The sequence below is a fragment of the Buchnera aphidicola (Muscaphis stroyani) genome, from assembly GCF_005080865.1.
Lineage (GTDB): Bacteria > Pseudomonadota > Gammaproteobacteria > Enterobacterales > Enterobacteriaceae > Buchnera > Buchnera aphidicola_AG.
On record NZ_CP034861.1, the window covers coordinates 446,313 to 460,355 of the forward strand.

At 24.7% G+C, this 14,043-nt stretch carries 11 protein-coding genes; 3 read left to right on the plus strand and 8 right to left on the minus strand.

The features are described from left to right. Nucleotides 1–3: 3 nt before the first annotated feature. The 5 genes from cysD to D9V75_RS02070 form a co-directional block, all read right to left on the minus strand. Complete coding sequence (cysD, locus tag D9V75_RS02050) at nucleotides 4–912, minus strand: sulfate adenylyltransferase subunit CysD (RefSeq protein ID WP_158343744.1); 909 nt, start codon at nucleotides 910–912, stop codon at nucleotides 4–6. Beyond that, nucleotides 905–2,347 carry a siroheme synthase CysG gene (cysG, locus tag D9V75_RS02055; RefSeq protein ID WP_158343746.1) on the minus strand — a complete coding sequence of 481 codons (1,443 nt, stop codon included), beginning with the start codon at nucleotides 2,345–2,347 and terminating at the stop codon, nucleotides 905–907. Before cysG ends, cysD begins: the two co-directional genes overlap by 8 nt. A 166-nt stretch (nucleotides 2,348–2,513) precedes the next feature. Beyond that, nucleotides 2,514–3,242: a phosphoadenylyl-sulfate reductase gene (locus D9V75_RS02060; protein ID WP_158343748.1), complete on the minus strand. Its 729-nt coding sequence runs from the start codon at nucleotides 3,240–3,242 to the stop codon at nucleotides 2,514–2,516. A gap of 15 nt (nucleotides 3,243–3,257) precedes the next feature. Next, nucleotides 3,258–4,967, minus strand: a complete 1,710-nt coding sequence (gene cysI, locus D9V75_RS02065) for an assimilatory sulfite reductase (NADPH) hemoprotein subunit (RefSeq protein ID WP_158343750.1) — start codon at nucleotides 4,965–4,967, stop codon at nucleotides 3,258–3,260. Further along, a complete protein-coding gene (locus D9V75_RS02070) occupies nucleotides 4,967–6,766 on the minus strand; it encodes an assimilatory sulfite reductase (NADPH) flavoprotein subunit (RefSeq protein WP_158343751.1) in 1,800 nt (599 codons plus the stop codon). Before D9V75_RS02070 ends, cysI begins: the two co-directional genes overlap by 1 nt. 697 nt (nucleotides 6,767–7,463) lie before the next feature. On the opposite strand from D9V75_RS02070, the gene D9V75_RS02075 reads away from it, so the two are divergent. Beyond that, on the plus strand, nucleotides 7,464–8,096 hold the full coding sequence (locus D9V75_RS02075; protein WP_158343753.1) for a DsbA family protein: 633 nt from the start codon (nucleotides 7,464–7,466) through the stop codon (nucleotides 8,094–8,096). A gap of 362 nt (nucleotides 8,097–8,458) precedes the next feature. Next, on the plus strand, nucleotides 8,459–9,307 hold the full coding sequence (locus D9V75_RS02080) for a 5'-3' exonuclease H3TH domain-containing protein (RefSeq protein ID WP_158343755.1): 849 nt from the start codon (nucleotides 8,459–8,461) through the stop codon (nucleotides 9,305–9,307). A gap of 65 nt (nucleotides 9,308–9,372) precedes the next feature. On the opposite strand, the gene yihA is transcribed toward D9V75_RS02080, so the two are convergent. Beyond that, nucleotides 9,373–9,987 (minus strand): ribosome biogenesis GTP-binding protein YihA/YsxC, encoded by a 615-nt coding sequence (gene yihA, locus D9V75_RS02085; RefSeq protein ID WP_158343757.1) that lies wholly within the window; start codon nucleotides 9,985–9,987, stop codon nucleotides 9,373–9,375. A 268-nt stretch (nucleotides 9,988–10,255) separates the two neighbouring features. On the opposite strand from yihA, the gene typA reads away from it, so the two are divergent. Next, on the plus strand, nucleotides 10,256–12,079 hold the full coding sequence (typA, locus tag D9V75_RS02090; protein ID WP_158343759.1) for a translational GTPase TypA: 1,824 nt from the start codon (nucleotides 10,256–10,258) through the stop codon (nucleotides 12,077–12,079). A 104-nt stretch (nucleotides 12,080–12,183) separates the two neighbouring features. Here the strand turns inward: typA and gmk are convergent, their stop codons facing one another. Continuing rightward, nucleotides 12,184–12,807, minus strand: coding sequence for a guanylate kinase (gmk, locus tag D9V75_RS02095; RefSeq protein ID WP_158343762.1), 624 nt, complete (start codon nucleotides 12,805–12,807; stop codon nucleotides 12,184–12,186). 108 nt (nucleotides 12,808–12,915) lie between these two features. Continuing rightward, nucleotides 12,916–13,887, minus strand: coding sequence for a tRNA-modifying protein YgfZ (gene ygfZ / locus D9V75_RS02100; protein WP_158343764.1), 972 nt, complete (start codon nucleotides 13,885–13,887; stop codon nucleotides 12,916–12,918). Nucleotides 13,888–14,043 lie beyond the last annotated feature (156 nt).

Below are 14,043 nucleotides of genomic sequence, written 5' to 3' on the forward strand. Positions count from 1 at the left end.
TTTTTAAAAATAACCTTTTTTCTTCTTAAATTCCATTGAATTTTTATGATCATAATCAATTGCTCTTCCAGTGCGTTCACTCTTTTTTGTAACTAATATTTCTTCTATTATTTCCATTAAACTTACAGCTTTTGACTCAACAGCACTAGTTAATGGCCAGCAACCAAGAGTTCGGAAACGAACCATTTTTTTTTCTATTATTTCATCAGGTTGAATATTAATTCGGTTATCATTAATCATTAATAACATTCCTTTTCTATTTAATACTGGACGCATATCAGCAAAATAAAGAGAAACAATTTCAATGTTTTCTAAAAAAATATATTGCCAAATGTCTATTTCAGTCCAATTAGAAAGAGGAAAAACACGAATATTTTCACCTTTATTAATTTGACCATTATAATTCCACCATAATTCTGGACGTTGTTTTTTTGGATTCCATTGGTTGAATGAGTCACGAAAAGAATAAATACGCTCCTTAGATCGAGACTTTTCTTCATCTCTTCTTGCCCCTCCAAAAGCTGAGTCAAATTGATATTTATTTATTGCATCTTTTAATCCTTCCGTTTTCATCACATCAGTATATTTATCAATACTATGTAAAAATGGGTTTAAACCAAGTAACTTTCCTTTTTTATTTGAATGAATAATTAAATTTATTTTAGATGATTTAACGATTCGATCTCTAAACAAATACATTTCTTTAAATTTCCATCCAGTATCAATATGTAATAAAGGAAAAGGTATACGTCCAGGATAAAAAGCTTTTTTAGCGAGATGCAACATTACTGAAGAATCTTTACCAATAGAATATAACATTACTGGATTTTCAAAATCTGACATTGCTTCACGAATAATATAAATACTTTCAGATTCTAATTGATTTAAATGATTATTATTTCTTTTAAACATTCTTTTTTTCTCCAATTAAATTTACTATAGAAGATGCATTATTTGTATTATCTAAAAATTTATTTGTATGAAACCATTTTAATTTTTTATGTAACAATACAACATCTCCAATGATTAACAAAGATGGACTATTTGCAAATTTAATTATTTTTTCAAGATTATCTAATCTTTCAATAATCACGTTTTGATTTGAAGTTGTTCCTTGAGAAACAATAGCTACTGGCGTATCTTTTGATCTATTGTGGAAAATAAGTTTTTTAGAAATATCTCCAACTTTTGACTTACCCATGTACACTACTAATGTGTAAGAGGAATCAGATAAAATAGACCAATTATTTGACATACCATGAATACATTTATGCCCTGTAATAAATATTACGCCTTGTGCGTATTTTCGATGGGTTAATGGAATTCCAGTATAAGCGGCAATTCCAATAGCTGCAGTGATACCTGGAATTACTTGAAATTTAACACCTGCTTTTTTTGCTGCTTCTATTTCTTCTCCTCCACGTCCAAAGATGAATGAATCTCCACCTTTTAAACGAACTACTTTTTTTCCTTTTTTAGCTAAAGATATTAAAATTTCAATAATTTTTTTTTGAGTAATATGTTTGAAACCAAATTTTTTCCCTACATATATTTTTTTTGCATCTCGACGGATTAATTCTAAAGTATTTTTAGAAACTAAATTATCGTATAATACAACATCTGCTTGCTGTAATACTTGAAGCCCTCTTAAAGTCAATAATCCACTGTCACCAGGACCTGCTCCAACTAAAATAATTTCACCTGTTAAAAAAAGAGATTTATCTTTAATTAATTTTTTTAAAAAATCTATTGCTTTTTTTTCATTATTGTTAATAATATATTCAACAAAAACGCTTTTAAATAATCTTTCCCAAAAATGACGTCTTTCATCCAAATTAATAAAATTTTTTTTTACTATAGACCTATAATCACCTGCAATTTTTGCAACTAAACCTAATCGAATAGGAAGAATTGATTCTATTTTTTCTCTTAATAAACGTATTAATACTGGAGCAGTTCCTGAAGAAGAAATAGAAATAACTATAGGAGACCGATTTACAATAGAAGGAAAAATAAAAGAACATTTTTTCTTATCATCAACAACATTAACCAGTAAAGAACGATCATTACATAATTGAAATATTTTTTTATTAAAATCTTTATCATTCGTAGCAACAATAACTAAAAATACTTTATTTAAATAAATATTTTTAAACTCTTTAGAAATCCAATTTATTTTTTTTTGGTCTAATAAAATCTTAATTTCTAAACATATTTCTTTTGAAATAATATTTACTATAGCTTTAGCTTGAAGTAAAAGCATTATTTTATGAAAAGCAACTTCTCCAGCTCCAATAACCAATACATTTTTAGATTTTAAATCTACAAAAATAGGAAGATAATTCACATTTACCTGTTCTTAAAATAAACTAATATTTTTAAAAAACGTATTTTTTCGTTAGATAATAATTTAATTATCTTTCATTTAGATGTATAAAAAATTCATGAAGTTGTTATGTAATATATAATTTTAAAAAATTATTCATAAAAAATGTTTCAAAAAACTTTTTAAGTTAATTTTTATGTAAACCACATTCTCTTTTTAATCCAAAAAAACGAGTTTCTTCTTCTGACATACCTGGTTTTAATTTTGAAGTCGTGTGAATATCCCCAACAGATATGTATCCATGTTTCCATAAAGGATGATAATTTAAATTATTATCTATTAAATATTTATGTATTTTTTTAGAAGACCAATCTAAAATTGGAAACACTTTAAAAACTTTTTTTTGAATGGATAAATAAGGTAAATCACTGCGACTTTTTGATTGCTCGCGACGCAGTCCTGAAAACCATGTTTGTACTGATAATTTTTTTATAGCAGCACGCATTGGTTTTACTTTATTTAAAGTATTATATAAATCTATTCCTTTTATCCCTTTTTCCCACAATTTTCCATATCGAGCTTCTTGCCAAGCAGAAGAAAGTTTTGGCCGAAATACTTTTAAATTAAGATTTAATTTTTTTCTTAAAAAATCAATAAAATGATAAGTTTCGGGAAATAAATATCCAGTATCAATTAACACAACAGGAAGATTAGGTTTTTGAAGAGTCATAAGATGTAACAAAACACATGATTGAATTCCAAAACTAGATGAAAGAATATGTGTAGCAGGAAGATTTTTTAATGACCATGAAATTCGTTGTTCTGCAGAATAATCATTTAATAACAAATTGTACTCAGATAACATTTGTTTTTCAGGATCTGAAATATTAATATCATTAAGATTTAATTTAACCATTTTAGTTTTTCTCGATTAGCTCCAAAAATCATGAATAGGATTGATTACTTCATTTACAATTTTTTTTCGAAGAACAAAATCACCAAAATCTTCTTCTTTTTTTCGTTCGTTTGCCCAAGTTTTTATTAAATCTTCTAAATGCACTAATATTTCTTGAGTTGTAACATTTTCTTTATAAATTTTAGGAATTCTATTTCCAATTTTATTTCCACCTATATATAAATTATATCGATTCATTGATTTTCCAATTAAGCCTATTTCTGCTAATAAAGATCTCCCGCATCCATTAGAACACCCAGAAATTCTAAAAACTATTGATTCTTTTTCTACATTGTACTTTGACATAATAATTTCTAATTGAAAAATAAAAAATGACAGTACACGTTCAGCCTCTGCCATTGCTAAAGGGCAAGTTGGAAAAGAAACACAAGCCATAGAATTTTCACGTAATTTACTAATTTTTCTTATTAGTCCATGCGATATTGCAATATTTTCTATAAAATCTTTTTTTTGTTCAGATATTTCAGAAATTACTATATTTTGATTAGAGGTTAATCGGAAATTTCCTGTATGAAAACTTGCTATTTTTGATAATCCTGATTTTAAAAGTGTCTTTTCATCATCATAAATACGTCCATTTGGAATGAATAATGTTAAATTCCAATAATTGTCAATACCTTTCATCCATCCAAATCTATCTCCACGACTAATAAAATGATAAGAACGAACAGATTTAAATTTCGCTTTAGCTCGACGTTCAACTTCTAATTTAAAACCATCTAAACCCATATTATTGATAGTATATCTAGTCTTTGCATTTTTTCGATCAATTCGATTACCCCAATCGCGCTGAGTAGTTACAATAGCTTCTGCAAAGACTAAAGTTTTATCTGCTGAAACATATCCTATTTCTGTTGCAGGAAAAGGCCATGTTGACTTATTTCTATGTTCAATTGATAACCCACCGCCAACTAATATGTTAAAACCCACAATTTTTTGATTATTGGTGATAGCTATAAAGTTCATATCATTTGCATATAAATCTACATCATTATAAGGAGGAACTACTACTGTTGTTTTAAATTTTCTTGGTAAATAACTTTTACCTAAAATAGGTTCATGATCTGGCGTAGTAACTTTTTTTTGATCAAGCCAAATTTCTGCATATGCTTTAGTTTTAGGCAATAGTAATTCTGAAATTTTTTTTGCCCATTGATAAGATTCTTTATGAATTAAAGATTCCATAGGATTAGAAGTACAAAGGACGTTTCTATTGACATCATTAGCTGTTCCTAATGAATCTAGTCCTATTTCAAATAGCATTTTATGTGCATCTTTTAAATCACCTTTTAAAATTCCATGGAATTGAAAAGTTTGACGATTAGTTAATCTAATTGTTCCATAAAGTGTATTTTTGCTAGCAAAAGAATCTATTTTAATCCATTTTTTTGCTTTTATAATTCCTCCTGGCAAACGACATCTTAACATCATAGCATGACGAGGTTCTAATTTCTGCAAATTACGCTCTGAACGTAAATCACGATCATCTTGTTGATACATTCCATGAAATCGAATAAGTGAAAAATTATCCCCACTGAATCCATTCGTAATTTTATTCTTTAAATCTTCAACAATAGTTCCACGAAGATAGTTGCTGTCTTTCTTAATTCGTTCTGCTTCAGTAGATATTTTTTCTAAATTCGATTTTTTAAAATCTTTTTTCATTAATATACATCTCTTTGATAACGTCGATTTTCACGCAATTCATTTAAAAATTCCTCAGAATTTTCAAGATTCATATTACTATTCTGATTAATAATATTTATTAACATCTTCTCTACATCTTTAGCCATTTTAGCAGCATTACCACAAACATAAATTTGAGCTCCTTCTTGTATCCAAGACCATATTTCTTTGCTTTTTTCTTTCATTTTGTCTTGTACATATATTTTATTCTTTTGATCTTTCGACCAGGCTAAATCAATCTTAGTAAGCAGTTGTTTCTTTAAATATTTCTGCCATTCCAATTGATATAAAAAATCTTCTGTAAAATTAGGATTTCCAAAAAAAAGCCAATTTTTTCCTCTAGATCCATCATTATCTCTTTGTTGCATAAAGGCTCGAAACGGAGCAATTCCAGTTCCTGAACCAATCATAATAATAGGTGTATCTTTATCCACAGGAAGCCTAAAATTATTATTAGATTCAATAAAAATATTTATTTTATCATCCATTTTTAAAAATTGTGATAAATAACTAGAAGCGCCTCCAAAATGCATAACACCAGAAAACATTTTTTTAACTAATCCGACTGTAATGTGTATTTCATCATTCTCTTCAGCTTGAGATGAAGATATGGAGTACAGTCGAGGAGTTAAAGGACGCAAAATACTGACAAATTTTCCAGGATTTATTGGAGATGGATGATCATATATCATGTTTACTAAAGGAGTCGTAGCAACATACTTTTTTAAATCTTTTTCATTAGAGATTATTTTTTTTAAATACATATTGTTTGTAAAAATAGCATATTTTCTGACAATTTCTTTTGTATTAACAGTTAACTCATAACTTTTTAAAAGAGCATCAAAGATGTTAAAAGTATTTTTTTTAATTTGAATTGTATCGGTTTTTTTTATAGATAGACATTTAAGTATCTTTTTTACCAAGTTGACATCATTTTTATACCAAATTCCAATTGCATCTCCAGGATGGTATTGTATTTTTAAAGTGCTAATATCAATTTCAATATGATAGATATCTTTAGTAGAATTACGTCCAGTAATTTTCTGACTATTTAACACAATTGCTGAAGCTGGTTTCATCTTTGTATAAACAGATGGTAATTTTTTTAATGTATTTTTTCTTTCTAAAAACGATGAAGAAGAATCCCATTGATTAATTTGATTAATAGAAGTGAACAAATTATACGACCATTTTTTATAAATATCCTCGTACTCAATATCTGCGTCTACTCGATCAATTAAACTTTTAGCACCCAGATCTCTAAATCTTTTATCGAAATCTTTACCTGATTGACAAAAAAAATTATAAGAAACGTCTCCTAAACCAAAAACACTATAATTTAATTTGTTTAATTTAGGAGCTTTTTTCGACATTATAAATTTATAAAAAGATAAAGCTTCTTCTGGAGGTTCTCCTTCTCCTTGAGTGGAAATAATTAAAATTAATATTTTTTCTTCATTTATTTTTTTAAAATTGTAATCAGAAATATTAACCAAATTAACATTTTTTTCTTTATCTTTTAAATATCTACTAAGACGCTGAGACAATAATTTAGAGTTACCAGTTTGAGAAGCATATAATATAGTAATTATATTATTTGATTTTGATTCGTTTAACTCAGATATTAATTCAGTATGTTTTTGATTAGCCGCTTTCCAGAAATAACCAGAAAGCCAAGCTAATTCTATTTTAGAACAAGTTTTTTCTAGTTTTTTTAAGTTTTTTAATTGTTCTGTGTTTAATGGAAGTAAATTGTTATATAAATTCTGATTGTTCATTATACTAAATACCTAAATTACATCATTCCAACATAGCAGATGTAAAAATATCTATTTCATCTGCTATCTGATTATAAAATTAAATTACTTGAAAATAATTATTTATTATCCAATTCTATTAATTTTTTATATATTTATAAAAAATTAAGTAAAATTAATGATAGCCATACTTTTTACATAATTTTTATTAAAGTAACATTTTTAATTTTATTTAATAAATATATTAAATAGTAATAAAAATAAAAAATTAATTATAAATTCAAATATGTTTTTAGCTTTTTAATTAAAAAATACACTGAGAAAAACTTTATAAGTTTAATATGATTAATTGAATGACTAGAAAATAAGTAATCTAAAAATAATTGATGTTTTAGCAGATGCATTTTCTAATTTATATATTAGAAAAATAGGAGATATGTCACATGTAAGAAATTATGCACTTAAGTTATTTACATAATAAAAAATTAAATATAGATTGATCTAATTATTTGAAAATAAAATAAGTGTAAAAAATTTTAAAATAACATTATTTAACTAATTGATAACTTTTTAAAAAATAATTTATAAAATTTATTTAATTATATAAAATAAAGTATATCAAGATATTTAAATCTAAAAAAATAAAAAATTTTTATTTTTTTATTTGTAAGTTTAAAATACAATTTTACATTAAAAAATATAAAAACAGGTTTTGAATATGAAAAAAAAATTAATTATTTTCTCTATTATATTCTTGTCTTTTCAAGCTTTTTCTTATGAACTTTATAATAATGGAGAGTACTCTATATTAAATAAAAGTATGCCTCACACTTCAACGATAATAAATTTTTTTTCGTTTTTTTGCCCATACTGTTATGAAATTGAAAAACAAAACAATATTAGAAATATCATAAAAAACAACATTGATGAAAAAATTGATATTAAAACTTATCATGTTGATTTTTTAGGTGGAAAGTTTAGTTATATATTGACAAAATCTTGGATTATAGCTCAACAAATGGGAATTGAAGAAAAAATTATAATTCCTATTTTTAATGGAATTCAACAAACTCATCAAGTTAATGACATTAATGACATAAAAGAAATATTTAAAGAAAAAGCAGGAATTAACAATCAGACATATCAAAAATTTTGGAATAGTTTTTCAATAAAAGTATTAATTCAAAAAAATAATCAAGAAATAAAAAAAATTAAATTAAAACATGTACCGACAACGATTATCAACGGAAAATACATAATAAACTATTCTAAATTAGAAGAAAATTTCAAATATAATTTTTCTGAAAATTATATTAATCTTATTAAATTTCTAATAAAAAAGCCAACATAAAATAAAAAATAATAAACTGTGTTATTTTGGATATATTTTAAAAAAAATTAATTATATAAAATAAATTTATTTTTTTGTGTTAAAATTATATCGTATACACATTAAATTATTAAATTAATTTAATCTTAAAATAACAAATTTTTTAAAAAATATTAATATTTTATAAAAATTATTAATAAAGTCTATATTTAAAAAAAATTTTATTAAATATATTTCAAACATCTAAAAGATATGTACTATGTGAATTATAAAGTCCTTATCATTGTTTGTATTATTAAAAATTTCAAACTCTTTCATAAAATATTTAATAAATTTTTAATAAAATAAAAAAATAAATAGATATAAAAAGTAAGACACTTATTATGAAAAAAAAACCGGTTCTTATAATAGATGGTAGTTTATATTTGTATCGTTCTTACTATGCATTTCCAAATCTCGTGAATATTGAAGGTCATCCTTACGGCGCAATATATGGGACGATTAAAACAATTTTTAATATTTTAAAACAATATCGTGAATCTAAAAAAATCATTATAATATTTGATTCTTCTCAAAAAACATTTAGAAACCAATTATTCAAAGAATATAAAAAAAATAGATTATCAATGCCTCACTCACTATATGTCCAAATTAATCCTCTCTTAATCGAGCTAAAAAAAATTGGAATAAAAACATTACAAATGCCAGGAGTAGAAGCTGATGATATTATTGGTAGTTTAGCTAAAAAATCCGAACTTCAAGGGGAGTACACGTTAATCGTTAGTTATGATAAAGATATGTTACAACTTGTAACAAATAAAATTAATATACTTCATACTAAAAATAGATCAATTATCACACCCGATGCAATAAAAAATAAATATGGAATAAAACCTATAGAATTTATTGATTTTTTAGCTTTAATGGGAGATACTTCGGATAATATCCCAGGAATACCTGGAATTGGTAAAAAAATTTCATTATCTCTTCTAAAAAAATTTTCAAATATTAAAAATATTTATAACAATATTGAAAAGATACAACATTTATCATTAAGAAGCGCTAAATACATTTCTAATCAACTAAAAATATATAAAAAAAACGCTTTTTTATCATACAAACTAGCAAAAATTAAATTAGATATAGCGACTAATATACGTTTAAAAGAAATAGAGTTAAATACAGTTTGTATGAAAAAATTTTATAGTTTTTTTAAAAAATGTAATTTCTAATAAGAAAAAAAGTTTTCATGTAAAAATACTAAAAAAATTTTATTAATTCTCACTTTATCATCTCTTTATTCAAAGAATATATTTTTTTTATACCAAAAATTTAATTTCAATTCCAATTTTTTAATTCCGATTCTTTTTAGAGATGAAAAAAATTCAATCTGAAAAGTATCTAACAACTGAATTAATTTTTTATTAACTATTTTAAATTGAAAATTTTTTTGACTCGTCGTTAGCTTATCGCATTTAGTTAAAAGTATTAAGATAGGTATATTTCGCTTTACGGAAATATTAATTATTTTCTGATCAAGTATTTTTAAAGGATGTCTAATATCCATTAAAAGTACTAAACCCTTAATTTGTTTACGTTTTGATAAATAATTATACAATATATTTTGAGATTTTAATTTTTTTAATATAGAAAATTTAGAATAACCATATCCAGGAAGATCCACTATTCTAAAATTTGAAACTACTTCAAAAAAATTAATCAATTGAGTTCTTCCGGGAGTTTTACTGGATCTAGCTAATTTTTTATGATTAGCTAATGAATTAATAGCACTTGACTTTCCTGAATTAGAATAGCCAACAAATGGAATTTCAATACCATTTTTAATATCTATGTTAGTTGTATTAGAAAAACTTTTTAAAAAAACTGTTTGATTATAATTAATTGAATTCACAATTTTTCCTAAAACTTTAAAAGTTGTAAAAAGTATACATAAAAAATATTGTTGTTTGTATAAATTATTTTAATCAAAGTAATTTTTACTATTCGCTGTTTATTTAATTTAAACAATATAAAAAATAATTTACACGTTTCCTTAAAAAATTTTATATTTAAATATTACAGATTTTATTTTTTTAAAAAGTTATTTTTCTTTTTTTGCGAGTCTTTAAATTTTTAAACTATTTATAATAAACCATTTTCTATAAATTTAAGGAAAAAAAATGCATCAAAATATAAGAAACATTGCTATTATAGCACATGTAGATCACGGAAAAACTACATTGCTCGATAAATTACTTCAACAATCTGGAACTTTTGAAGAACATGAAAAAAAAACTGAACGTATCATGGATTTTAACGATTTGGAAAAGGAAAGAGGCATTACAATTGTATCTAAAAATACTTCTATTAGATGGAAAAAATATAAAATTAACATAGTAGATACACCTGGACATGCTGATTTTGGAGGTGAAGTAGAACGTGTAATGTCTATGGTAGATTCAGTTTTACTAGTTGTTGATGCTTTAGATGGACCAATGCCTCAAACAAGATTTGTAACTAAAAAAGCATTTAAATATAACTTAAATCCCATTGTTGTCATTAATAAAATTGATCGAATAAATGCAAGGCCAAATTGGGTCGTAGATGAAATTTTTGATTTATTTGTGAGTCTTGATGCTAGTGATAAACAACTAGATTTTCCAGTAATTTACACTTCCGCTCTTCTTGGATCATCAGGTCAAGACTACTTAAAAATGGGAAATGACATGACTGCACTATATAAATCTATCATCGAAAACGTTCCATTTCCCAGAGTTAATGTTAACGAAAAATTTCAAATGCAAATTTCACAACTAGATTATAGTAATTATTTAGGAATTATAGGAGTAGGACGTGTTACACAAGGTTCAATTAAACCCAATGAACAAGTTGTTATTATAGATAAATTAGGAAAAATTAGAAACGGAAAAATTAGCAAAGTTTTGAATTACTTCGGACTAAAAAGAATCGATTCAAAAATAGGACAAGCTGGAGATATTATTGCTATTTCTGGTTTAAATGAAATACACATTTCAGATACCGTGTGTCATCCAGAAAGTATTAAACCATTGCCCGAATTGAGTATTGATGAACCTACAGTTAATATGTTTTTTTTAGTGAACACTTCACCTTTTTCTGGAAAAGAAGGAAAATATATTACATCTCGTCAAATTTTAGAGAGATTGAAAAAAGAAGCAATACATAATATTGCTCTTCAAATAAAAGAAACAAAAGATACGAATGTTTTTTCAGTATCAGGGCGTGGAGAATTGCATCTATCAATATTAATTGAAAATATGCGTCGTGAAGGATTTGAGCTAGCAGTATCTCGTCCTAAAATAATTTTCAAAGAAATTGAAAAAATAAAAAAAGAGCCATTTGAAAATGTTATTTTAGATATCGAGGAAAAACACCAAGGCAGTATCATGAAATTTATAGGAGAAAGAAAAGGTGAATTAAAAAATATGATTACCGATGATAAAAAAAGAGTGAAATTAGAATATATATTATCTAGTCGTGCTCTAATTGGTTTTCGTTCTGAATTTATGAACGTTACTTCTGGAAGTGGACTTTTTTATTCATCTTTCAGTCATTATGGAGAAGTTCAAAAACATGATATTGGGCAAAGAAAAAATGGAGTTTTAATATCAAATAGTTCAGGAATGGCTGTTGGATTTTCTTTATTTAACTTACAAGAAAGAGGGAAATTATTTATAAAACATGGCGTTCAAATTTATGAAGGACAAATAGTAGGAATTCACAACAGATCCAATGATTTGACAGTAAATTGCTTAACTGGAAAAAAACTTACTAATATGAGAGCTTCCGGAACTGATGAAGCAATCTCCTTAACAACACCTATTAATTTTACATTAGAAGAAGCCTTAGGGTTTATCAATGATGATGAACTTGTAGAAATCACACCAAATTCCATACGTTTAAGAAAACGTTATCTAAAAGAAAGTCAAAGAAAAATAAAAAATCGAAAAAAAAATATTGATTAAAAATTAATTATATAATTCTATTTACTTAATAGAATTATATAAAAATTATAAAAAATGACTAAATTAATATGTTTTTTAATTATCTAGCGTATTTCTTAAATAAACTAATGTTGCAGTAAATTTTTAATTAAAATTTTATGGATTTTTTTTTGATGCAGTAAGCATAAATGAGCAGAATTGATAATCGTCTTCAAATCGTTTACAGCAGTTTGAAAATCATCATTAACAATCAAATAATCATATTCGGAATAGTGATCCATTTCAGCTATAGCTTTTTCCATTCTCTCTTCAATAATTATATTAGTATCTTGGCCTCTTTTTTTTAATCTTTTGTATAGCGCATCTTTAGAAGGTGGTAATAAAAAAATACTTTTTGATTCTGGCATTTGAAATCGAATTTGTTTTGCTCCTTGCCAATCAATATCTAAAAAAACATCAATTCCAGAAAAAATCATTTTTTCAATATCTTCACGAGCTGTTCCATAATAATTTCTAAACACTTTTGCATGTTCCAAGAACAAATTATTTTTAATCATTAATCTAAATTTTTTTTTAGAAACAAAATAATAGTGCTTTCCATCAAATTCACCAGGACGCATATTTCGAGTCGTGTAAGAAATAGATACTTGAGCATTATACAATGGTTTTAATTTTAATAACTCTTTGATCAAGCTAGACTTTCCTGTGCCACTTGGAGCTGAAATAATAAAAAGAATACCTTGAGTCATAATATTTTAAAATATATTAATAAATAATATTATCTAAGTGCAAGATGTATAAAATATTTAAATAAAAAACATTTAAATTATTTATATATTTACAAAAGAAATATATAGTTATATTAAATTTTTTTTTCGTATAAAAAAAATATTTTTAAGATCATTTACCTTAAAAACGCTATTTATGTCTACATATTTATTCAATACAACTTGTATTTGAGTTTCTTTTTCTCTGATATGAACTACAGCTAATAATAATCCAATTTTTAACCATTCTCGTTGGGTTTTAATTTTTATAATTGACCCAATTTTACATGAAACTATTTCCCTACTATATAAAACACAAAGAAAACGCTTGTTTAATTTTTTAAAATATGTTTGAGCAATTATTTCTTGTCCATAATAGCATCCTTTATTAAAATTTATTCCATTTAAATTTTCTAAATTAATTGCCTGAGGTAAAAATTTTGAAGATGATTCTTTGTCTATTATGGGAAATCCGGACTCTATTTCTAATAGTAACCATTGCTTACTATCACTAAATAAAACTTTTGAAATTTTTTGTTTGTTAAAAATATTTACATCTTTTTTAGATAAAATCAACAAAAATCTCTCTAATGGATCTGAAAAAAAAAGAATAATTCTACTATCTTCTAAAATTAAAGGAGATAATTTATCGGGTACTCTAGTAAAAAAATTTAATAAAAATGATCTAGCGTTTAATCCAGCAACACCCAGTAAAAAAGTGTTTTTTTCTTCTTCAATAGTTACTTTGGAAAAAATAGAATATTTTCTTAATTCTTTAATCTGCATCTCAACAACGCTAGTTCTTACAATATAAGCATATCCTTGTTTATAATGAAATATACGCAAAGTACTCCATACTTTTCCATTGAAATTACAATGCGCACAGAGTACATGTTCGTTTTTGACTAATAAATTAATATCGATTGTTAATTGATTTTGAAGATATTTCTTATCATCTTTTCCTTTTACATAAACCAAGGACCATTCTTTAAGCGACATTAATGTTAACGGTAATTGATTAACAGGATAGATAAAATTTTTTTTTAATAAAGTAAACAACATTTGTTTTTCCTAAAATTTTTAGAAATTATACTATTTAAACAAAAATAAAAAATTTAACATAATTAAATATATAATTTCATAAATAGAAAAGATATAATTTTTATAAAAAATAACAAGAAAATACATAAAAATACCACTATATTTTATGTTTTTCAG

Bases quoted from the DNA above. Each gene is read 5' to 3' on its own strand.
- cysD (WP_158343744.1), bottom strand. From the start codon at position 912: ATGTTTAAAAGAAATAATAATCATTTAAATCAATTAGAATCTGAAAGT.
- D9V75_RS02060 (WP_158343748.1), bottom strand. From the start codon at position 3,242: ATGGTTAAATTAAATCTTAATGATATTAATATTTCAGATCCTGAAAAA.
- cysI (WP_158343750.1), bottom strand. From the start codon at position 4,967: ATGAAAAAAGATTTTAAAAAATCGAATTTAGAAAAAATATCTACTGAA.
- D9V75_RS02070 (WP_158343751.1), bottom strand. From the start codon at position 6,766: ATGAACAATCAGAATTTATATAACAATTTACTTCCATTAAACACAGAA.
- D9V75_RS02075 (WP_158343753.1), top strand. From the start codon at position 7,464: ATGAAAAAAAAATTAATTATTTTCTCTATTATATTCTTGTCTTTTCAA.
- D9V75_RS02080 (WP_158343755.1), top strand. From the start codon at position 8,459: ATGAAAAAAAAACCGGTTCTTATAATAGATGGTAGTTTATATTTGTAT.
- typA (WP_158343759.1), top strand. From the start codon at position 10,256: ATGCATCAAAATATAAGAAACATTGCTATTATAGCACATGTAGATCAC.
- gmk (WP_158343762.1), bottom strand. From the start codon at position 12,807: ATGACTCAAGGTATTCTTTTTATTATTTCAGCTCCAAGTGGCACAGGA.
- ygfZ (WP_158343764.1), bottom strand. From the start codon at position 13,887: ATGTTGTTTACTTTATTAAAAAAAAATTTTATCTATCCTGTTAATCAA.